Annotated in this window: 19 protein-coding genes; 13 read left to right on the plus strand and 6 right to left on the minus strand. The window is 67.4% G+C overall.

Translation table 11 applies throughout. The annotated features are described in order from the left end of the window. Positions 1-63: 63 nt before the first annotated feature. From KYX69_RS16275 to KYX69_RS16290, 4 genes are all read right to left on the minus strand, one after another. A complete protein-coding gene (locus KYX69_RS16275; protein ID WP_066573215.1) occupies positions 64-1050 on the minus strand; it encodes a FecR family protein in 987 nt (328 codons plus the stop codon). Further along, positions 1047-1631, minus strand: coding sequence for an RNA polymerase sigma factor (locus tag KYX69_RS16280; protein ID WP_231733682.1), 585 nt, complete (start codon positions 1629-1631; stop codon positions 1047-1049). Before KYX69_RS16280 ends, KYX69_RS16275 begins: the two co-directional genes overlap by 4 nt. A 500-nt stretch (positions 1632-2131) precedes the next feature. After that, positions 2132-3577 (minus strand): TolC family outer membrane protein, encoded by a 1446-nt coding sequence (locus tag KYX69_RS16285; RefSeq protein ID WP_083629803.1) that lies wholly within the window; start codon positions 3575-3577, stop codon positions 2132-2134. Between the two features lie 54 nt (positions 3578-3631). After that, positions 3632-3931 (minus strand): hypothetical protein, encoded by a 300-nt coding sequence (locus KYX69_RS16290; RefSeq protein ID WP_125958629.1) that lies wholly within the window; start codon positions 3929-3931, stop codon positions 3632-3634. Positions 3932-4286: 355 nt separating this feature from the next. Here KYX69_RS16290 and KYX69_RS16295 point away from each other — a divergent pair, with 355 nt between their 5' ends. From KYX69_RS16295 to KYX69_RS16340, 10 genes are all read left to right on the plus strand, one after another. Next, the gene (locus KYX69_RS16295) at positions 4287-4616 is read left to right on the plus strand and encodes a hypothetical protein (RefSeq protein WP_066573210.1); all 330 of its coding nucleotides are present in this window, start codon (positions 4287-4289) and stop codon (positions 4614-4616) included. A 53-nt stretch (positions 4617-4669) separates the two neighbouring features. After that, entirely contained in the window at positions 4670-5932 is a 1263-nt protein-coding gene (locus KYX69_RS16300; RefSeq protein ID WP_066573207.1) for a TolC family protein, read from the plus strand. Between the two features lie 2 nt (positions 5933-5934). After that, a complete protein-coding gene (locus KYX69_RS16305) occupies positions 5935-7152 on the plus strand; it encodes an efflux RND transporter periplasmic adaptor subunit (RefSeq protein WP_066573205.1) in 1218 nt (405 codons plus the stop codon). Between the two features lie 3 nt (positions 7153-7155). Then, complete coding sequence (locus KYX69_RS16310) at positions 7156-10386, plus strand: CusA/CzcA family heavy metal efflux RND transporter (RefSeq protein ID WP_066573203.1); 3231 nt, start codon at positions 7156-7158, stop codon at positions 10384-10386. Between the two features lie 58 nt (positions 10387-10444). After that, the gene (locus KYX69_RS16315) at positions 10445-11050 is read left to right on the plus strand and encodes a cation transporter (RefSeq protein WP_066573201.1); all 606 of its coding nucleotides are present in this window, start codon (positions 10445-10447) and stop codon (positions 11048-11050) included. After that, the gene (locus KYX69_RS16320) at positions 11047-13521 is read left to right on the plus strand and encodes a heavy metal translocating P-type ATPase (protein ID WP_066573199.1); all 2475 of its coding nucleotides are present in this window, start codon (positions 11047-11049) and stop codon (positions 13519-13521) included. Before KYX69_RS16315 ends, KYX69_RS16320 begins: the two co-directional genes overlap by 4 nt. Then, positions 13518-14717: an acyltransferase gene (locus tag KYX69_RS16325; RefSeq protein WP_066573196.1), complete on the plus strand. Its 1200-nt coding sequence runs from the start codon at positions 13518-13520 to the stop codon at positions 14715-14717. Before KYX69_RS16320 ends, KYX69_RS16325 begins: the two co-directional genes overlap by 4 nt. Next, positions 14704-15171, plus strand: coding sequence for an SRPBCC domain-containing protein (locus KYX69_RS16330; RefSeq protein WP_066573194.1), 468 nt, complete (start codon positions 14704-14706; stop codon positions 15169-15171). The genes KYX69_RS16325 and KYX69_RS16330 overlap by 14 nt, the downstream gene beginning before the upstream one ends. Beyond that, positions 15168-15464 (plus strand): hypothetical protein, encoded by a 297-nt coding sequence (locus KYX69_RS16335; RefSeq protein WP_066661165.1) that lies wholly within the window; start codon positions 15168-15170, stop codon positions 15462-15464. Before KYX69_RS16330 ends, KYX69_RS16335 begins: the two co-directional genes overlap by 4 nt. A gap of 185 nt (positions 15465-15649) precedes the next feature. Further along, a complete protein-coding gene (locus KYX69_RS16340) occupies positions 15650-16078 on the plus strand; it encodes a hypothetical protein (protein ID WP_066573188.1) in 429 nt (142 codons plus the stop codon). Positions 16079-16105: 27 nt separating this feature from the next. On the opposite strand, the gene KYX69_RS16345 is transcribed toward KYX69_RS16340, so the two are convergent. Then, on the minus strand, positions 16106-16765 hold the full coding sequence (locus tag KYX69_RS16345; protein ID WP_066573185.1) for a cation transporter: 660 nt from the start codon (positions 16763-16765) through the stop codon (positions 16106-16108). A gap of 75 nt (positions 16766-16840) precedes the next feature. Here KYX69_RS16345 and KYX69_RS16350 point away from each other — a divergent pair, with 75 nt between their 5' ends. From KYX69_RS16350 to KYX69_RS16360, 3 genes are read left to right on the plus strand one after another with little or no spacing between them, the layout of a single operon-like run. Further along, complete coding sequence (locus KYX69_RS16350; protein WP_066573181.1) at positions 16841-17239, plus strand: helix-turn-helix domain-containing protein; 399 nt, start codon at positions 16841-16843, stop codon at positions 17237-17239. A gap of 52 nt (positions 17240-17291) precedes the next feature. Beyond that, positions 17292-17927, plus strand: a complete 636-nt coding sequence (locus KYX69_RS16355; RefSeq protein ID WP_082738000.1) for a cation transporter — start codon at positions 17292-17294, stop codon at positions 17925-17927. Next, a complete protein-coding gene (locus KYX69_RS16360) occupies positions 17924-18568 on the plus strand; it encodes a class I SAM-dependent methyltransferase (protein WP_300499005.1) in 645 nt (214 codons plus the stop codon). The genes KYX69_RS16355 and KYX69_RS16360 overlap by 4 nt, the downstream gene beginning before the upstream one ends. Before the next feature lie 97 nt (positions 18569-18665). Here the strand turns inward: KYX69_RS16360 and KYX69_RS16365 are convergent, their stop codons facing one another. Then, complete coding sequence (locus KYX69_RS16365) at positions 18666-20567, minus strand: FTR1 family protein (RefSeq protein ID WP_300499084.1); 1902 nt, start codon at positions 20565-20567, stop codon at positions 18666-18668. Between the last annotated feature and the right edge of the window lie 65 nt (positions 20568-20632).

Raw genomic sequence — 20632 nt, forward strand, 5'->3', positions numbered from 1 at the left:
TGCTGGTGCCATTCGGTGCGGAAACGACGCGGGCGGGAATTACCCTACGGCTTTTGCGTGTGCCTAGTGCAGCGAGAGCGATGCGTCGGGCTGGCGGCGAAGATCGAGCTGGAACATTGCCGCCGCTGCTTCGGCGAACCCTGCCGGATCGTCGGCAGCGAAGGCGCCGGTGATCCGGAGGGTTCCGATCCGCTCGGAGCCCAGCACCAGCTTGACGGCGTTGCGGCGGTTGAACCCGGCAACCGCCTCGCGCAGCGGCGTTGCCTCGAACGAGAGCATGGCTCCCGGCCAGGCGGTGTCGGCGGGATCGGCGGCGACCGGCGGCGAAGGCGCCTTGCCAGGTGCATAGACCGATGCTTGGCCCGGCACGAGCATCCGGCCCGGCGCGCCGCGTGCGATCACCGGGTCGGGACGGACCTCGACCGAACCGCGCAACAGGACGACGCGGACAAGCCCCGGGCGGAGCGCGACGTCGAAGATCGTCCCATGCGCGATGACCGTCCCGCCGTCCGCGCGCACCGCGAACGGCCGAGCGCTATCATGCGCGACATCGAACCGCGCACGTCCCTTGAGAAGCTCGAGCTGGCGCTGGGACGCACTATAGGCGACCCGCACGGCGCTGCCCCGATCGAGCGTGACCCGCGAGCCGTCCGCCAGCGTCACGGTCCGAACCGCATCGGCGTTGCTGGCATAAGCGACCGGCGCCGCTGCCGGGTCCGGTTGCATGCCGACCCGCAGCAACAGGCCGCTGCCGACGATCAGCACCAGAAGGGCGGCGACCGCCGCGACGCGCACGATCGGCTGCCGGTGCCAGACGCTGGCGCGGGAGAGGTCGCGACCCCGGCCGAGGCTGGTATTGGCAAGGAAGCTGAATTGTTCCCATTGCCGTGCGAGCCGGTCATAGGTCTCGCTGTTCAGGGCGTCGGCGCGCCATGCCGCGAACGCGGCCAGCTCGGCTTCGCTCGCACCCGCGCGCAGCCGCGCGAACCAGTCGGCGGCCTCCTGCCGCGCGCGTGCCGTAGCCTGATCCTCCCCGGCCGGTACGGTCATCGGAGCGACGAATGGCCGTCGATATGGGCGATGGCACGGCTCATATGCTTCTCGACCGCCTTGATCCCGAGCCCGGTCCGGGCTGCGATCTCGGCATAGCTATAGCCGTCGATTCGATGCGCCAAGAAGATCTCCCGTGTCCGCGGCTTCAATCGCAGCATAGCAGCTTCGAGCCGCGCGAGCATATCCCGCGCTTCGAGCGCGGCGATCTGATCTGGCCCCATGATGGCGACGTCGTCCACGCAGACATGCAGATGCGCGGCATGGCGCGCGGCAGCCTTGGCCTCGTCCTTCAGGAGATTCACCGCGGTCCGGTGCAGATAGGCCTCGGGGCTCTCGAGCCGATCGACGACGTTCTGGTCGAGCGCCGCGAGACGGACGAACGCCTGCTGGGTCAGGTCCTCGGCGGTGTCGTTGGTGGTCCGACGCGACAGGAAGCGGAGCAGCCGCGGCCGGTGCTCGCGAAACAGCGTCTCGAGCCGGCCGGTGACCGTCGGAACGACGCGATCCTCGGGCGGCAGCGGCTCGCTCTCGCCGATGCCGCCGGGAAGCTCGCGCGCCAGCCTCATGCGCTCGAGCATGGTGCCTCCGTCTGCCGACGGAACCGGATTGGAAGCTGAAACCTCGCCATATGCCGCTCCGCTTTTTCGAGGCGGAGCCGGCGAAAGCCGGGTGTTGAGAACATGCTTGAGACACGCGCCGACGCCTTTAGCCGCATGCGGCCTGGACATGTGCGACGGCCACCCGGCAATGCGCCGTGCGAGACCATGGCTTCTCAAGCGAGGTTCTCACGCCTCGGCGCCGTCGTGCCGACGACGCGAACGGAAGGATAAGCCCGTTCAGCGATTTAGCAACTCGGCGCTCGAACTGGAGCGGTCAGCCTTCCCTCCAGCCTATCGCAAGGGCTGTCGGCGCTTGGGTCCCAATCACCATTTGCGGTGCAAACGCGCATCTCAGCGACTCGCTCGGTAACGGATATCGCTGAAGACTCCATCTTCAATGCTAATGTACCACAATTACCTATCCCGAATTTGGGTCATCGCGTGTGTTTCGGTCGAGACAGGAGGTCACCGCGCGCCACTCACTGTGTCAAACTGTTGGGAAGTGCCATTCGCGGAACACCTCCATCAACGGTGCTCGGCGAGGCGGCTGACCGCAGTGGTTCGTCGTGGGAACTCTTGCCACCGCTACTAAATAGCCCAAGATCATGTGCCTCGGCCTGCCCCATCGCCACCAGCAGCCCGAACGCAGCGACATAGGCGTCGCGCCGCGCAGTGACGAGCTGCACCCGCGCATTGAGCAATTCCTGCTCGGCGTTGAGCACGTCGAGCACGTTGCGCGTACCCACCGTCAGCTCGGCGCGCACGCCTTCGACCGCGAGCGTGTTCGCCGCGACCGCATCCTCCGCCGACCGGATCAGTTCGAGCGCCGCTCGATGCCGGGCGAACGCCGCGCGCACCTCGGCGACGATGCGGCGCTCGACCAGCGTCACCTGCTCGAGCGACTGACCGTGCAGCGCTTGGGCGCGGCGCACCTGCGCCCCCGGCAACCCGCCCTGATAGAGCGGGATCGTCGCCGACAGGCCGATCGTCGCGCTGGTCTGGGATTGAAGGAAGGTCCGACCCGGCAGCGAGCTGGTCAGCGACCCCAGATAATTATTGTAGCCGCTCGACCCCACCGCCGAGAGCCGCGGCAGCCGCGCCGCCCGGGCGACGCGCACGTCATAGCCCGCCGCCTGTGCGTCGGTGCGCGCCGCGTCCAGCAGCGGGTTGCCGCCGAGCGCGATCGCGGTCGCCTGCTCGGCGGAACCGGGCAACCCCGGCAGCGGCGCCGGATAGGCGAGCTGGCCGGGTACCAGCCCGACGAAGCGGATGTAATTCTCGCGGCTCGCGATCAGCTGGGCCTGCGCCGCCTGGAGCTGCCCACGCGCCAGCGACAGGCGTGCCTCGGACTGCGCGACATCGGTGCGGGTCAGGTCCCCGACCTCGAACCGGTCGCGCGACGCCTGGAGGTTGGTCGCGAGCACCGTGACGTTGCGCGTGTTGAGCTGGACGATCGCCTCGTCGCGCAGCACGTCCATATAAACCGAGACGATCGCGTTGAAGACGTCCGCCTCGGTCGCGCGCAGATTCGAGCGTCCCGATTCGACCCGGGCATCGGCGGCGCGGATCGAATTGGCGACGCGCCCGCCCTGGAACAACGGGAACGACAGATTGCCGTTGGCGGCAAAGGCACGGCTCGGCGCCGACAGGCTGTTGGCCGAGGTCAGCACATATTCCTGATAATCGGCGGTCGCGCTGAGCGTCGGCCGCGCCGCCGCCTTGGCGATCGGGACCCCTTCGTCGATCGCGCGCAGCCCGGCGCGCGCGGCGGTAAGCCCGGGATTGGTGCGATAGGCATGGCGCAGTGCCGCGCGCAGCGTGGTGACCGGGCCGGAATCCGCGGCGGGCGGCGCGTCCTGGGCGTGAGCGACAGACGCGGGAAGGACGGTCGCGACACACGCGGCCAAGGCAACGAAACGGTGCATGGGATCAATCTCCTGAGCGATGGGAAAGCCGCGCGGGAGCGGCGTCGTACATCGTCAGGCGATCGGCGGTCGCAGCGCTCTGGACGGGACCTCGCCGTGCACGCGGAAGTCATAGCGGGCACAGCCCGGGCTGCGCGACTGTATCACCGGCGTCAGCGTGACGTCGGCGAACACCCCGGCATGGTGATGGTGACAGAGATGTAAATGGGCTGGCAGCTCGCGGCGCTGCCCGTCGGCCTCACGCTGGTCCTGCGTCGCCGACACCCCTTCCTCGGCGCAGCGATCAGTCGCGATCGTCGTCGCAACCGGCATCGGCTCAACGCCGTGCAGCGCCGACTCGCCTACCATGGTCATACCGAGAAGAATTGCGATCAGCAGGCGGGGCATCGTTCCTCGTCCCGGGAAACGTCGGTAATGCGTCGCGGCGCCGCGTGCGATGCGCAGTATGACGCGGCTCCCATTGCAACATTCCTTGCGATCAAACAGGTTCTACTTCAAGATCAAATTCGCACGATCATGTTGAGACATGATATCAGTTGGAAAAATGATGTAAAGTAACAACTTCCATTCTACTTGCGATCGTCATGGCACGAATCGTTCTTGGAATAGAATTGATATATTATATCAACAATTGTGCTTGGGCCAACCTTCATCTGCCTGATTTTACTGGGGTGACAAGCACCTCGCACTGCGATATGGGCACTGTTCAATGCATCGTTTCCTCCTCCTGCTCCTGTGTGCGCTCGCAGCCCTGTCGATGGGCACGGGGGCGGTTGCGCATGCGGCGGAGCGCAGCGTCTGCGCCGAGCAGGCCTCGGACAAGGCCGAGGTCCATTCGGGAAATGAGGAGCCGGGCAAGCCCGCCTCCGACCAGGGCTATGGGCATCAGCATGGTTGCCATGGCCACCACCTCATGGCGATCATGCCCGAGAAGTCGGCCGTCAGCCACGCCCTGCCCTCGACTGCGCCGTTCGTGCGAATGGCGCCGGCGCTGTATGCCGCGCGCAGCGATCCCGCGTTGAGACCACCGCAAGCCTGACAACCACTCGGCCGCGCCTGCGCGGCATGGCTTGGTTTGTCAGGAGTATTTACATGCATCGTATCCTCGCGGCCCTTCTGGCCGCGGTGTCCTGCGCGGGAATCGCGCAGGCGCAGACGTCGCCACCGGCCTCGGCCGGCGACGTCCTCACGATCGACGACGCGCTCGCCCAGGCAGGTGCTGTGTCCCCAACCGGCGACGTTGCCGAAGCTGGGATTCGTGCGGCTGAGGCGGGCCGCGTCGTCGCGGGACTGAGGCCCAATCCCACCGTTACCACCGACGTCGAGAACATTCTCGGCACCGGACCCTATCGTGGCCTCGACGAATCCGAGACGACGGTCAATTTCGCGCTACCGATCGAGCTTGGCGGCAAGCGTTCGGCGCGCATCGCCGTCTCCGAGGCCGAAATCACCCGCGCGCGAATACAGACCTTGGTGGCGGGTGCCGACCTGCGGCTGGGCGTAGTCCAAGCCTATGTCCAGGCCATCGCCAGCGAGCGCCGCCGCGCGATCGCCGAAAGCCAGATTACGGTGACCACGGAAAATCTTCGGATCGCACGCGACCGGGTTGAGGCGGGCGCCAACTCGCCGATCGACGAGCAACGCGCCCAGCTCCAGCAGGTGAATGCCGAGACCGAGCTCGCCCAGGCGCAGCGCGCGGCCGAAGCGGCGCGTGCAACGCTTGAGCGCTATCTCGGCCGGCCGTTGAACGAAAGTCTCGACGCCGCCTGGTATGAGCGCGTCGGCGGCTACGGCCCACAAGAGCCGGTCCGCGCCGACGGCACGCTCGCGTTGGCGATCGCCCGCGCCGACGTATCGGCAGCCGAAGCACGGGTGCGGCTGGCGCGCAGCCAGCGTGTGCCCGACCTCACGGTGAGTGCGGGTACGCGGCGGCTGACCGCGACCAAGGATCAGGCTATGGTGTTCAGCGTATCGGTGCCGTTGCCGATCTTCAATAATGGCCGGGCCAGCGTGAACCAGGCGCTGGCCGAGCGCGACCGGGTCGATGCGCAGCGCCGCGTCGCCTTGTTCGAGGCGGAGCAGGCGATCACCGCAGCGCGCGCCGACCGCGATCGCGCGGCGGCCGCAGTGCGCGCATCGGGACCCGCGCTCGCCGCCGCGACCGAATCCGCGCGCATCGCGCGCCTCGGCTATGGCGAGGGCAAGTTCGACCAGATTGTGCTGCTCGATGCCGAGCGGACCCTGCTCGACACGCGCCGCGCCGCGGTCGACGCGCTCGCCCAATATCACGACGCCGAGGCCCGTCTGGCCCGGCTCACCGCGCCGGCGCCCGTGCCGGCGGCAACAGGGAATTGACGATGAACAAGCTCATCATTGGAGGCGCGACTCCGCTCGCGCTGGCGTTGCTGCTCGCCGGATGCGGCGGCGGCGACCCCGCCGCCAACAACAGCACCGAGGCCGGCCATGCCGAGGGCGAGGCGGGGCACAAGGAAGGCGAAGCCGGGCACAGCGAGGCCGAGGGCGCACACAAGAAAGGCGAGAGCGAAGGCGGCGGCGAGGAGGGCACGATCACGCTCACCGCGCAGCAGATCCGCGCCGCAGGCATTGAGATTGTGCGTCCGGTGTCGCGCGGCGGCGGCACGCTGCAGTTGCCCGCAACGATCGAGGGCGACCCGCAGGGAACGCAGGTCGTCTCGGCGGCGATCGGCGGGCGCGTCGTCGCGCTCAACTATAATCTCGGTCAGCCGGTCACGCGCGGTCAGGTCGTCGCGGTGATCGAGAGCCGCGAGGCCGCCACGATCCGCGCCGAGGTCGAGGCGGCGCAGGCGCGCAGCGCGCTCGCCCAGTCCAACCTCGCGCGCGAGGAGCGGCTGTTCAAGCTGCGCGTCTCGCCCGAGCGCGACGTGATCGCCGCGCGCACCGCCGCCACCGAGGCAAGCATCGCGCTGCGGCTCGCCCGACAGCAGGTTTCGGCCGCCGGGGTCAGCGGCGGCGCGCTCAACCGCATCGGCGTGACCGCGCCAATCGCGGGGCGCATCACCGCGCGCCCGGTGGTCCTCGGGCAGACCGTGGCCGCGGACGCCGAGCTGTTCCGCGTCTCCAACCTGTCGCGGGTCGCGGTGACCGTGTCGTTGTCGCCCGCCGATGCCGCACGCGTCGCGGTCGGCGCGCCGGTCGAGATCAGCTCGGGCGGACGCCGTTCGGCGGCGCAGGTGAGCTTCGTCTCGCCGGTACTCGACGAGACCACCCGGCTCGTCACCGTAATCGCGCTGATCGACAACAGCGCCGGCCAGTGGCGCGTCGGCGAGCCGGTCACCGCGGTGGTGCAACTGCCCGGTCAGGGCGGCGGCGCCGTCAGCGTGCCCGCCTCGGCGCTCCAGACCGTCGAGAATCGTCAGGTCGTGTTCGTACGCACATCGAGTGGGTTCCGGGCCGTGCCCGTGACCGTCGGTGCGCACAGCTCCGGCTCGGTCGTCGTGACCTCAGGCCTCACCGGCCGCGAAGAGATCGCCGGTACCGGCAGCTTCACCCTCAAGGCCGAGCTCGGAAAGGGCGAGGCGGAGCACGGACACTAAGCCATGATCGAACGTATTGTCACCTTTGCGGTCGAGCGGCGCTGGTTCGTCCTGCTCATGACCCTCATCGCCACCGTCATCGGCGCCGTCTCGTTGAGCCGGCTACCGATCGATGCGGTTCCCGACATCACCAACAACCAAGTCCAGATCAATATCCGCGCGCCCGCGCTCTCACCCGAGTTGGTCGAGAAGCAGGTCGCCTTCCCGATCGAGACCGCGCTCGCCGGCGTGCCCGGTCTCGAACATACCCGCTCGCTCAGCCGCAACGGCTTCGCGCAGGTGACCGCAGTGTTCACCGATTCCACCAACATCTATTTCGCACGCCAGCAGGTCGCGGAGCGGCTGCGCACCGCGGAGGAAAGCCTGCCTGCGGGTGCGACACCAGAAATGGGTCCGATCGCCACGGGTCTTGGTGAAGTCTATATGTGGACCGTCCACATGGCCCACCGGCCCGAGGACAAGCACAAGCCCGGCGAACCGGGTATCCAGCCCGACGGGAGCTACCTGACGCCTGAGGGTGAACGGCTGGTGAGCGAAGCCGACAAAGCAACCTATCTGCGCACGACGCAGGACTGGATCGTCGCGCCGCTGCTCAAATCCGTTCCGGGCCTTGCCGGCGTCGATTCGATCGGCGGCTATGTCAAGCAGTTCCAGGTCGTCCCTGACGTGCAGCGGCTGACCGCACTGAAGCTCAGCCTCGGAGACCTCGCGACCGCGCTCGAGGAGAACAACAGCGCGGTCGGCGCGGGCACGGTCGACCGCAACGGCGAGGGTCTGGCGGTGCGTTCGGATGCGCGCATCGCCAACGCCGACCAGCTCGGACGCACCGTCATCGCCACCCGCGAAGGTGTGCCGATCCTGCTCAATCAGGTCGCGACTGTGCGCACCGGCCAGGCGATCCGCATGGGTTCGGCCTCGGAAAATGCCCAGGAAGTCGTCGTCGGCACCGCGATCATGCGGATCGGGGAGAACAGCCGTAACGTCGCCTCGGCCGTCGCCACGCGGCTCGACGAGGTCAACGCCTCGCTGCCGACCGACATCGTCATCCAGCCGGTGCTCGACCGCACCGGGCTGGTCAATTCGACGATCAAGACGGTGGCGAAGAACCTCTCCGAAGGCGCGCTGCTGGTCATCGTCGTGCTGTTCCTGCTGCTCGGCAATTTCCGCGCGGCGCTGATCGCGGCGCTGGTGATCCCGGTCACCATGCTGATGACCAGCTTCGGCATGTTGCGCGGCGGCGTTTCGGCCAATCTGATGAGCCTTGGCGCGTTGGACTTCGGCCTGATCGTCGACGGCGCGGTGATCATCGTCGAGAATGCGCTGAGACGCATCGCCGAACGTCAGCACCATATCGGCCGCACGCTCGACAAGGGGGAACGGCTGTCGGTAGTGGCGGGCGCGGCGCGCGAGATGATCCGGCCCTCGGTCTATGGCCAGGCGATCATCATCCTCGTCTATGTGCCGCTGCTCACCCTGACCGGGGTCGAGGGCAAGACCTTCACGCCGATGGCACTGACCGTCATCCTCGCGCTGGCCTTCGCCTTCGTGCTCTCGTTGACCTTCGTGCCGGCGATGCTCGCGATCTGGCTGTCCAAGCCGGTCGAGGAGAAGGAGGGCCGGATCATGTCCTGGCTCAAGCGCCGCTATGAACCCGGTCTCGACCGGGCGATGGCGCGGCCGCGTGTCACGATCCTCGCGGGCGTCGGCGCTTTCCTGCTCGCGATCCTCGCCTTCATGACCCTGGGTCAGGAGTTTCTGCCTCAGCTCGACGAAGGCGACGCGACCGTCCAGGTGTTACGTGTCCCGGGTACCTCGGTCGAGCAGAGCCAGGCGATGCAGTTCCAGGTCGAAAAGGCGATCTCGAGCATTCCCGAGGTCAAATTCGTCTTCTCAAAGACCGGCACCGCCGAGCTCGCCTCGGATCCGATGCCGCCCAACATCTCCGACACTTTCGTCATCATGAAGAAGCACGCGGACTGGCCCGACCCCAGCCTCACCAAGGCCGAGGTCGTCGCCAAGATCGAGAAGGCGCTGGAGGGGCTTCCCGGCAACGCGTTCGAGATCAGCCAGCCGATCCAGATGCGGTTCAACGAGCTCATCGCAGGCGTGCGCGGCGACATCGCGGTCAAGGTGTTCGGCGACGACACCGACGCGATGAACGATACCGCCAACAAAATCGCCGGCATCCTGCGCGGCGTGGACGGCGCTACCGACGTCCGCGTCGAACAGACCGAGGGACTACCGATGCTCGACATCCGCCCCAATCGAGATGCCATGGCGCGGCTCGGAATCACCGCGCGGGTCATGCAGGATACCGTCGCCGCCGCGATCGGCGGGCGCGACGCCGGCATGATCTTCGAAGGTGACCGGCGCTTCGCGGTGACCATCCGGCTGACCGATGCCGCGCGCGCCGACCTCCAGACATTGGGGCAGGTACCGGTGCCGACTCCCGACGGGGCGTTCGTCCCGCTCGAGAGCGTCGCCGATATCGCGGTGACCTCCGGTCCCAACCAGATCAGCCGCGAGAATGGCAAGCGCCGCGTGGTGGTTCAGGCCAATGTCCGCGGCCGCGATGTGGCCGGGGTGGTCGAAGATGCGCGGGCGGCGATCGCGCGCGACGTTCGCCTGCCCGCCGGCCAGTATCTCGAATGGGGCGGCCAGTTCGAGAATCTCCAATCGGCTAGCGCCCGGCTCATGCTCGTGGTCCCGGCCTGCTTCGCGCTCATCATCCTGCTGCTCTACGGGGCATTGGGAAGCGTACGCGACGCAGCGATCGTGTTCACCGGCGTGCCGCTCGCGTTGGTTGGCGGGGTACTCGCCTTGTTCCTGAGGGGTATGCCCTTCTCGATCTCGGCAGCCGTTGGCTTCATCGCCCTGTCTGGCATCGCGGTTTTGAACGGGCTGGTCATGGTCACCTCGATCCAGGACCTGATGGCGCGCGGCGTCAGCCGGGCCGAGGCGGCCTATCAAGGTGCGCTCGCGCGGTTGCGGCCGGTAGTGATGACCGCGTTGGTCGCCTCGCTTGGCTTCGTGCCGATGGCGATCGCCACCGGATCGGGCGCCGAGGTGCAGAAGCCGCTCGCCACCGTGGTGATCGGCGGCCTGATCTCGGCGACGTTGCTCACCCTGTTCGTCCTACCGACGCTATACGCCCGCTACGGACGTCGCGAGACCGATGTTAGTGAAGTCGAGACGCCGTCGTCGCAGGGAGGAACGCCGCTCCCCGCCCACTAAGGTAACCCGGACCCGCCGCCGCGTGCGGCGGCGGGTCTCCGATCCGGAATGCTGGACCATGGCTCAACCGCAAGCCGACGACCGCCGCGAACGCCGCACCTTATGGTGGGTTCTGGCACTCAACGTGATGCTGGCGGGCGGTTTTCTCGGCGCCGGGCTCGTCGGCGATTCGAGCGCACTAATCGCCAACGGCCTCGACAATCTCTCTGATGCGGCGGTCTATGCGTTGAGCCTCGTGGCGCTCAGCCACGGACTGGCGTGGAAGCGCCGCGCAGCCAATGTGTCAGGCGCAATGCTGCTGCTGTTCGCGGTCGGTATCCTCATCGATGTCGGCCGGCGCTATGTCCAGGGCAGCGAGCCGATCGGCGCCACCATGATGATCATGGCCGCGATCGCCGCCGCCGTGAATTATCTGTGCCTGCGCCTGTTACAGCGGCTCGAGGCGCCTGATGTCAATCTTCGCGCCGCGACCACTTTCAGCTTCAACGACTTCATTTCCAATGGCGGGATCCTCGTCGCCGGCCTCCTTGTGCTGTGGCTCGGCAGCAACTGGCCCGACCTCGTCGTCGGCCTGCTCACCGCGCTGATCGCGATCAAGGGCGGCATCGAGATTCTGCGCGATACCCATCGGCAATCCCATCGCGACCGGGAGGAGACATCATGACCGAGATACTGCGCATTGATATCCCTGTAGTGCTGCCCGAGGTCGCCGACGCGGCCGACGCCTGTGTCGCGCGATTGACCGCTGAACTTGCCGGCCGTCGCGGCATCGCAGAAGCGCATGTCGTTCCTGCGGCCGGCGAGGCGCCCGCGCATCTGTGCGTCCATTACGATCCGGACATCGTCTCGCTGGTGCGGATCCGCGAGCTCGCTACCGCCGCCGGCGCGAACATCACCGAGCGCTTCGGCCATCTTCGCTGGGACGTCGAGGGGATCAGCCATCAGCGCCGCGCGCGCAGCATTGCCGAACAGCTTCAGCGCGTGAACGGGGTGATCGAGGCAGAGGCGAGCGCATCGGGCACGCTGCGGATCGAGTTCGACCGCACGCTGACCTCCGAAGCGGCGTTGCGCAGCTTCCTCGACCAGCTCGGGGTGCATGAGCGCAAGACGCCCGCCAACGCACCCGCTGTCACGCCGGACAGAGGCGCCGGCGACGATCACGCCGGGCATGATCATGGCGAGGGCGAACACGGCCATGCCCATGGCGGCCTGCTCGGCCCCAACACCGAGTTGTTCTTCGCGCTGGCCTGCGGCGCACTGCTCGGCATCGGCTTCCTGCTCGAAACTCTGGCCGCCGTTCCCGAATGGCTGCCACTCGCACTCTATATCGGCGCCTATGGCTTTGGCGGCTGGTTCACACTGCGCGAGGCGATCGACAATCTGCGCCTCAAGAAATTCGAAATCGACACGCTGATGCTGGTCGCCGCGGCCGGCGCGGCGGCGCTTGGCGCTTGGGCAGAAGGGGCGCTGCTCCTGTTCCTGTTCAGCCTCGGCCATGCACTCGAACATTATGCCATGGGCCGCGCCAAGCGCGCGATCGAGGCGCTGGCCGAACTCGCGCCGCAGACTGCGCTCGTCCGCCGCGGCGAAGCGCTCGTCGAGCTGCCGGTCGAGGACCTCGTGATCGGTGACACCGTGGTCGTCAAGCCCGATGAGCGCCTCCCCGCCGACGGGTTCCTCGTCAAGGGCACGAGCAGCGTCAACCAGGCGCCGGTCACCGGCGAAAGCATGCCGGTCGACAAGCGTCCCGTGCCTGATGAAGCTGCAGCGCGCGCGCAGCCCGAAGCGCTCGAAGCCGCCTATCGCGTGTTCGCCGGCACGATCAACGGCAGCGGGCTGATTGAGGTCGAGGTCACCCGCAAGTCGACAGAATCCGCGCTCGCTCGCGTCGTCCAGCTGGTCAGCGAGGCCGAGACCCAGAAGTCGCCGACCCAGCGCTTCACCGAACGCTTCGAGCGGGTGTTCGTGCCTGCTGTGCTCGGGCTGACCGTGCTGTTGCTGTTCGCCTGGGTGGTTGTCGACGAGCCGTTCCGCGATAGCTTCTATCGGGCGATGGCGGTGCTGGTCGCGGCCAGCCCCTGCGCGCTCGCTATCGCCACACCGAGCGCGGTGCTCTCGGGTGTCGCGCGCGCGGCGCGCGGCGGTGTGCTGATCAAGGGAGGTGGGCCGCTGGAGGAACTGGGTTCGCTGAAGGCGATCGCGTTCGACAAGACCGGCACGCTCACCGAAGGGCGCCCGCGTATCACCGACATCGTGCCGGCCCAGGGCATCGATCCCAGTGAACTGCTCGCCGCCGCGGTCGCGGTCGAGCGGCTAAGTGACCATCCACTCGCCCGCGCGATCGCGCGCGATGGCCAGGATCGGCTCGGCGAACGCGAGGTGCCGCCCGCACATGACCTGATCAGCATCACTGGCCAGGGCGTTCGCGCGACGCTGGACGGCGAGACGGTGCTGATTGGCAAGGCCGAGATGTTCGGGGTCGGGGCCATCGCGCCGCTGTCCGGCGAAATGGCGGGCGCGATCGCCGCGCTGCGCGAGCAGGGCCGGACCACCATGGTGGTCCGGCGCGGGGTGCAGGATCTGGGCGCGATCGGGCTGATGGACACGCCACGCGCTGCGGCGAAGGAAGCGATCGCCCGTATCCACGCGATGGGTATCACCCGGATGATCATGATCTCGGGCGATCATCAGAAGGTCGCCGAGTCGATCGCCAAGGAGGTGGGGCTCGACGAGGCCTGGGGCGACCTCATGCCCGAGGACAAGGTCGAGGCGATCCGCAAACTGCGCGCCACCGACAAGGTCGCGATGGTCGGCGACGGCGTCAACGACGCACCGGCGATGGCCAATGCCACCGTCGGCATCGCGATGGGCGCGGCCGGCTCCGATGTCGCGCTTGAGACCGCCGATGTCGCACTGATGGCGGACGATCTCGCGCATCTGCCGTTCGCGGTCGGGCTCAGTCGCGCAACCCGCCGGATCATCCGCCAGAATTTGGTGGTGAGCCTTGGCGTGGTCGCGGTGCTCGTGCCGGCGACGATCTTGGGGCTCGGTATCGGTCCCGCCGTGATGGCGCATGAGGGCTCGACGCTCGTCGTCGTGTTCAATGCACTGCGGCTGCTCGGATACCGCAAATGACCGGGAACGACCCCGCCGGCCGCGCCGGGGCTGCCGCAGTTAACCCCGCGTTCCTCTATATGGATGCGTTACGCGCCGTTCTCGCGCTCGTCGTCGCCTTCGGCCATATCTGGGCGCTGCTGATCGCGGACTACCGGCCGACCGACGACCTTCTCGTCAAGTCTCTCTACCTTGCCGCCGGCTTCGGCCACCCCGCGGTGATCCTGTTCTTCGTGCTCAGCGGCTTCTGGATCACGCGCAGCATCCTGCTCACGCCGCCAGCGCGCTGGACCTGGTCGGGCTATCTCAAGGATCGCCTCGTAAGGCTGCTGCTGGTGGTGGTACCGGCGCTACTGCTCGGCGGCCTGTTCGACTTTGCCGGGGTCGCCACGAGCTCGCCGACCCATCTCGGGCAGACCGGCAGCTATGTCTTGCCGCGCAGCGTCGCGACCTACCTCACCCTTCCCGACTTTCTCGGCAATCTCGTCTTCCTCCAGGGGCTGGTGGTGGCGCCATTCGGCTCTAATGGCCCGTTGTGGAGCCTCGCCTATGAGTTCTGGTTCTATATCTGGTTTCCTGCGCTGTGGTTCGCGCTGACGCAGCGGCGTTTCTCCTTCGCGCTGCTCACCCTCGCGCTCGGCATCGTCTATCCCGACCTGTTCTTCCACTTCCTGAGTTGGCTGTTCGGCACACTGCTCTTCCTCGTCTATCGCTGGTGCGAGGCCAATCGCACCCGAGTCGGCGCCATCCGTGACACGCTCTGGCTGCCCGGCGCGCTCCTGTTCGTGGCAACCCTCGCCTGGGGACGCACAGGCGCGTTTGCCGCCGAGGATCCGGTGCTCGCGTTCAGTTTCGCGATGTTGCTGCTAGGGTTGCTTCTGCGACGCACGCCGGCGCTTCCCGGGATTGCCCACCTCGCGCGCTACGGCCGCGAAACGAGCTTCTCGCTCTACGCGATCCATTTCCCGCTGATGGCGCTGGCGACCGCGGCGCTCATCGCCGCCGAGCGCCTGCCGCCCGACCCGCAAGCGATCGCCTGGGCGCTTGCGATCCTCGCCGCCTCGGCGTTTGCTGCTTGGGGGTTCGCGCGCGGCACTGAATCCCATACCGCAAGGGTGCGCGACTGGCTTGGCCGCGCCACAAGTGCCGGCACCCAAAGGCTCGCCGCGACCGAGAGCGGGATGGTTCTAGGGAGGCGCCGCCATGATCGCCGCTGAGAACGAAATCGCTATTCCTGCCCGCCCCGAAGCGGTCTGGGAGGTGCTGCTCGACTTTGAGCGCTATCCGAGTTGGCACCCCTTCATCGAGCTCGTGGGGGACCCCTCACTCGGCGCGAAGATCGAGTATCGCTACACCGGCAAGATGCTCGGGATGGGGCGGTTGCGCAAGATGCACAGCTTCGCGCGGATCACGGCGCTCGCGGCGCCCATCGAATTCGCATGGCGCATGAGCATGGGCTCGTTCCTGTTCCGGATCGACGAAAGCTACCGCCTTGAGCGGCATCCGACCGGGACCCGGCTTGCGCATCGTGTCGAGTATCGCGGCGTGGTCGCCCGGCTTTGGCGAGCAGGCATCACCAGTCGTGCCCATGTCATGATATGCGAGACCGATACAGCGTTGCGTGCCCGCTTCGTGAAGCGCCCGCCGCCACGCAAGCGAGGGCGTCGATGAACGATCGCGATTCATCCGGCCGACAACGCCATCGCCGCCCGTGGAGCGAGGATGACGACCGCGACCTGCGGCAGATGATCGAGGCGCGCGAGTCCGTGGCGCATATCGCCAGCACTTTGCAACGGACCCAGGACGCGATCCGCGGCCGCGCCGCCCAGTTCAAACTGATCCTGCCATCCGCGTTGCGCCCATGGCGCCGGCATTGGCGTCTCAGGGCGGGCAACGCGTCGCCAGCCACCCATCCGCAGAAAACCCAATCCGGGGACCCGGCCTCGGACGATGGCGGCAAATGAGCCGCAAGCGACATCAGAGCCGCCGTCAGAAGTGCGCTCGCTGTTGCATCCGGGACCAACGGCCGTGGGCCTCACCGGTCTGCTCGAGTACCGGTGATCGCTGCACCGCGACGGGGTCGGCACCTGAGGCTCCTCCTCCCGCGTCGGCTCTCCCGTCACCGCTACATGTTGATGAGGACAAACCCATGCGAGCCCGCACCTTCGCCGCCGCCCTCTTGCTCGCCCCCTTGCTTGTCGGCTGCATGAACGGACGCTTGCTGACCCCGATCATCGAGGCGCCACCACCCCAGCGCTTCGATATCTATTGGGTAAAAGCCTATGCCGCGCGCGATGCGGTCATCGTCACTGGCAAGGTCCGGCGCCCACTCGGACGGACGATGCCGGTGTCCGGGCATCTGCACCTCATTGCCTCATTCGGCGATGGCCAGCCCAAGGCGATTGCCGATACCCGCTGGGGCCCGATCGGCAGCCGCCAACGCAGCGGCAGCTTTTCGGCCCGGATGATAACAACCGACGCCACATCGCTTAGGCGCATCCGCATTGAGTATCGGCCGGGCCCGGCATGCGCGGTCAACCCACGGGCATCGGCCGCGCATCGCCTGCCCCGGCCATGATCGCAGCGATCGGGTTTTGGAGATCTATCATCCTGCGGCCCCCGGCTTTCCGGCAAATATGACCGGCGACGCTGCCGGACCCGACAGCTCGCGCATCGCATGCCGGATGATCTGCGCACCCCCAATGAGGCCGAGTCCAGCCATCACCCCCGCGACAATGAGATCGGGCCACGCGGTACCCGTTCCGAACACGCCTGCCGCGGCAAGCACCACCGCGACATTACCGATCGCGTCGTTGCGCGAGCAGATCCATACCGAGCGCATGTTCGCATCCCCCGTGCGGTAGCGAAACAGCATCAGCGCTACCGCACCATTGGCCACGAGCGCCGCAATACCCACCGCGCCCATCATCTCGGCCTCCGGAAGCGTACCATGCCAGACTGCCCAAAGCGTGGCTACGAGAACATACAGGCCCAGCAGGACGAGCGTGGCACCCTTCAGAAGCGCGGCACGGGCACGCCATGCCAGCGCCATGCCAGCCACGCCGAGACTGATGGCATAGTTGGCGCTGTCGCCCAGGAAATCGAGGGCGTCGGCCTGAAGGGATTTCGATCCGCCGGCGATACCGGCAACCATCTCGACGAGGAACATGGCAGCGTTCACCGCCAGCGCAATCCACAAGGCGCGCCGCCAGTGCGGATCGACCGCTGCCTTCTTGTCGTCGCAGGCGCAGCTCGTGCAGACCATTTCAACCCTATCGAACGAATCGGCTCCGCATTCTATATGCGGACTGTAGCAACTAGAGGGTCAAGCGGTTTTCCCATGCAGATCGGCGAACTGGCACGCATCACCTCGACCAAGGTCGAAACCATTCGTTTCTACGAGAAGATCGGATTGCTTCCCGAGCCCGGGCGCACTGCGGGCAATTACCGCGATTATGGCGGCGACCATCTCGCCCGGCTCTCCTTTATCCGCCGCGCGCGCGACCTGGGCTTCACGCTCGATCAGGTGCGCGAGCTCCTCGCCCTTTCCGACGATCGGGATCGCTCTTGCGGTGCCGTCGACACCGTCGCGCGTGCGCATCTCGCGCAGATCGATCAGAAAATTGCAGATCTCCGCGCACTGCGCCGCGAGCTCGACGAGCTGATCGGCCAATGCCGCCAAGGCGCGATTTCCGACTGCCGGATCATCGAAGCATTGGGACCCGAAACAAGCCATTGACCCTATAGTGACTATAGGGTGCAAAACCTGCTCGCGACTCGCGGAGGTGATGATGAGCGACTGTGGATGTGAGGCCGATACCGAACGTGCGGGCACGGACCCTGCCTATCGGCGGGCGCTATGGATCGTGGTGATCCTCAATGTCGGCTTCGGCGTGCTTGAGCTGGCGGGCGGCTTCATCGCCGGCTCGCAGGCGCTGAAGGCGGATTCGCTCGATTTCATCGGCGACGGATCGATCACGCTCTTCGGGCTGATCGCGCTGGGCTGGGCGGCGGTCGCGCGCAGCCGGGTTGCACTGGTGCAGGGCCTCTTCCTCGCAAGTCTCGGGCTCGGCGTGATCGGCTTTGCCGGGTGGCGCGCGTTCAATGCCATCCCGCCCGAAGCCGGATTGATGGGCGGGATCGGGATCGTCGCGCTCCTCGTCAACATTGCGGCCGCGCTGGTCCTCGCGCGGTTCCGCAACCAGGGGGACGCGCAAGCGCGCGCCATCTGGCTGTTCTCGCGCAACGATGCGCTGGCCAATATCGCCGTGATCGGCGCGGCGGTGCTGGTCGGCTGGACGGGACAGGCCTGGCCCGATCTCCTCGTCGCCGGCGTGATCGCGTTGCTGTTCCTCCATTCGGCCTATGACATCATCCGCGACGCCCGCCGCGAGCTGGCGGAGCATGCGACGAGGGCGCAGGCATGACTGACGGCAGCTACACCCCGCCGCTCGGGACCGGCGACACCGCCGATTACGACCGTGCGATCCGGCGCTGGACCCGCGAAATGCGCTGGCGCTATGCGATGATCGGGTTGCTCGCGGCACGTCCGGGCGAGACCGTCATCGATGTCGGGTGCGGCACCGGCAGCTTTGCCGTGATGCTGAAAGCGGCCGCCCCTGGCATACGGGTCATCGGCATCGACCCCGATGAGGAGGCCTTGGCGATCGCGCGCGCCAAGGGACAGGCGGCGGGCGCGGACATCCAGTGGGAGCGCGGATTTGCCCGCGATATCGGTTCGCGCGCCGCCGATGCGGTGACGTCGAGCCTGATGTTCCATCAGGTCCCGATGGCCGAGAAACGGGCGGGTCTCGCCGCGATGCATGCGGCGCTTCGGCCCGGCGGCAGGCTCGTGATCGCCGATTACGGGCGGCAGCAGGGATTGATGCGGCTGTTACTCCGCCTCACCATCCAGCGGCTCGATGGCGTGACCGACACCCAACCCAATGCCGATGGCGTGCTCCCCGAGCTCGTCCGGGCTGCGGGGTTCGACAATGTCCGGGAGGCGGCCCGCATCCACACGATAACCGGCACGATTGCGTTGATCATCGCGGATCGGCCCGGCTGACGAGGAGCAGCGGATGGTCATCAAGGCAGAGCAGAAGGCGATCCGGAAACAGGCCGTGCCCGCCTTTGCGCTTTGTCTTGCGGTGCTCGCCGGCCGGCTATTCGGCAGTTGAGCCCGGCACGCGGGCGGCGGCCGCGCTGCGCCCACTGTACCAGAAGCCGGCAACCAGCACGCCGATCGCCGCGATCTGCGCAAGCACGGTCTGGGTCGTCGGAAACAGCCCGAGAATCTCGATGCGCGGCACGTTGGCGAGGGGCATCACGCCGAGGATCCCGGCCTCCTGCAGCCCGGCGACGCCCTTGCCGGCGAGCACGACCGCGAGGATCGCGATCAGGATCGCGCTCCACGAGAAGAATTGGGTGATCGGAAGCCGGGCGCTGAACCGGAGCATGACCCAGGCGATCACGGCGAGCAGGCCGGCAGCGGTGGCAGCGCCGGCCAGCATCGCCATACCATTCCCCTCCGCCCAGAGCGCGGCGTAGAACAGGATCGTCTCGAACACCTCGCGATAGACGACGAGGAAGGAAAGCAGGAACAGGAACCAGCCCGACTGGCGCGACAGCGCCGCGGTCACTTTGGCCTTCACATAGCGCTGCCACGCCTCGGCATTGCTCTTGCCGTGCATCCAGATGCCGACGCTGAGCAGGATGATCGCCGCGAACAGCGACCCGAACCCTTCGGTGAGCTCGCGCGATGCGCCGCTCACGCTGATGAAATAGGTCGCGACGAACCAGGTGGCGATCCCGGCGGCGAGCGCGGCGATCCAGCCGCCATGGACGAAGCCGAGCACTTCGGTGCGCTCGGTCTTTCTGAGGAACGCGATCATCGCGATGACGATCAGCAGCGCTTCGAGTCCCTCGCGCAGCAGCACGCCGAACGCGCCGAGGAAGCTCGATGCGCCGCTCGCCCGCTCGGGCGCCAGCGCGGCTTCGGCCTCGCTGAACAGATTTGCCAGCGAACGGTTCGCCACTTCGACTTCGCTGACCGGACGCCCTTGTCCGATCGCCGCGCGAAGCGCGCCCATCGCACCTTCGATCCGCGCCATCAGCGCCGCATCCCGTGCAGCGAGCACCGGCTCGACCGGCTCGAAGCCGTCGAGATAGGCGGACAGCGCGAGATCCGCCGCGGCCTTGCGGTCGCCGGCGCGATAGGCAGCCAGGCTCTGGGCGAGCCGTTCGCGCGTCAGCGCGAGCGAACCATCGACGCGCACGGTCACCGCGTCGGGATGGCGGCGCAGATAGGCAGTGAGCGCGGTCGCTTTTTGCGAACCGATGTCGGCCGCCAAAGCGGCCGGGGTGACGCCGACCAGCGCCGCCAGATTGGGATATCGGGCGCGGATCGCCGCGTCCTCGCGCCACAACCGCTCGCCCTCGCGCGCCGCCGCTTCGGGATAGGCGATTTGGCCGGCATGGAAGGCCAGCGCCCAGCGATCGGCCTCGGGCAGCGCCGCGAAGCTCTGCATCGCCGTGCCGTCGAGGCCCTGGCTGATCACCTGATAGAGGCCGAACAGGCTGCGCTGATCGGCACGCGCCTTGTCGGTGAACGCGATCGGCGGGGGATCGAGCCCGGCTGCGTCGCGTCCATGGCCGTCGCCGTTCGCGCCATGGCAGGATGCGCAATTCTGCGCATACAGCGCGGCAACGCGCGTGAGCTCGGGCGGAGAACTGGGCGCCAGCGGAACCGGATAGGCCGCGAGCAACGCGGCGGCGAGCGCCCGCGATTGCCCGGCCACCGCTTGCGGCGATTCCCTGGCGGCGATTGCGCTGCGCAGGGCGGCCGATCGACGGAGCAGATCGGTCCTGGCCGAGCCGGGTGCCAGCGTCTGGATACGCGTTTCGACCTGGCCCGCGAATTCGGTCATCTCGGCATATTCGGCGGCGCTGATGACCTTGCCGCCAGAGACCGCGCCCGAATAGTCGACGGCGATATAGTCGAGCAGCCGCCAGGTCGTCTGCACCTCGGCATCGCTGGCCCGCGCCGCGAGCGGCAGCGTCAGCATGGTCAGCGCCAACACCAACCACAGCAACAAGGGTCGGCGCGCATCGGCAGGGGTGGGAGCAGCAA

This window comes from Sphingomonas sp. (genome assembly GCF_030145815.1).
Taxonomy (GTDB): Bacteria; Pseudomonadota; Alphaproteobacteria; order Sphingomonadales; family Sphingomonadaceae; genus Sphingomonas.

Coding starts and splice junctions, on each gene's coding strand:
- KYX69_RS16290 (WP_125958629.1), bottom strand. CDS start 3,931: ATGACCATGGTAGGCGAGTCGGCGCTGCACGGCGTTGAGCCGATGCCG.
- KYX69_RS16300 (WP_066573207.1), top strand. CDS start 4,670: ATGCATCGTATCCTCGCGGCCCTTCTGGCCGCGGTGTCCTGCGCGGGA.
- KYX69_RS16315 (WP_066573201.1), top strand. CDS start 10,445: ATGGCTCAACCGCAAGCCGACGACCGCCGCGAACGCCGCACCTTATGG.
- KYX69_RS16325 (WP_066573196.1), top strand. CDS start 13,518: ATGACCGGGAACGACCCCGCCGGCCGCGCCGGGGCTGCCGCAGTTAAC.
- KYX69_RS16330 (WP_066573194.1), top strand. CDS start 14,704: ATGATCGCCGCTGAGAACGAAATCGCTATTCCTGCCCGCCCCGAAGCG.
- KYX69_RS16360 (WP_300499005.1), top strand. CDS start 17,924: ATGACTGACGGCAGCTACACCCCGCCGCTCGGGACCGGCGACACCGCC.
- KYX69_RS16345 (WP_066573185.1), bottom strand. CDS start 16,765: ATGGTCTGCACGAGCTGCGCCTGCGACGACAAGAAGGCAGCGGTCGAT.
- KYX69_RS16295 (WP_066573210.1), top strand. CDS start 4,287: ATGCATCGTTTCCTCCTCCTGCTCCTGTGTGCGCTCGCAGCCCTGTCG.
- KYX69_RS16310 (WP_066573203.1), top strand. CDS start 7,156: ATGATCGAACGTATTGTCACCTTTGCGGTCGAGCGGCGCTGGTTCGTC.
- KYX69_RS16340 (WP_066573188.1), top strand. CDS start 15,650: ATGCGAGCCCGCACCTTCGCCGCCGCCCTCTTGCTCGCCCCCTTGCTT.
- KYX69_RS16280 (WP_231733682.1), bottom strand. CDS start 1,631: ATGCTCGAGCGCATGAGGCTGGCGCGCGAGCTTCCCGGCGGCATCGGC.
- KYX69_RS16335 (WP_066661165.1), top strand. CDS start 15,168: ATGAACGATCGCGATTCATCCGGCCGACAACGCCATCGCCGCCCGTGG.
- KYX69_RS16275 (WP_066573215.1), bottom strand. CDS start 1,050: ATGACCGTACCGGCCGGGGAGGATCAGGCTACGGCACGCGCGCGGCAG.
- KYX69_RS16355 (WP_082738000.1), top strand. CDS start 17,292: ATGAGCGACTGTGGATGTGAGGCCGATACCGAACGTGCGGGCACGGAC.
- KYX69_RS16365 (WP_300499084.1), bottom strand. CDS start 20,567: ATGCTGACGCTGCCGCTCGCGGCGCGGGCCAGCGATGCCGAGGTGCAG.
- KYX69_RS16285 (WP_083629803.1), bottom strand. CDS start 3,577: ATGCACCGTTTCGTTGCCTTGGCCGCGTGTGTCGCGACCGTCCTTCCC.
- KYX69_RS16305 (WP_066573205.1), top strand. CDS start 5,935: ATGAACAAGCTCATCATTGGAGGCGCGACTCCGCTCGCGCTGGCGTTG.
- KYX69_RS16350 (WP_066573181.1), top strand. CDS start 16,841: ATGCAGATCGGCGAACTGGCACGCATCACCTCGACCAAGGTCGAAACC.
- KYX69_RS16320 (WP_066573199.1), top strand. CDS start 11,047: ATGACCGAGATACTGCGCATTGATATCCCTGTAGTGCTGCCCGAGGTC.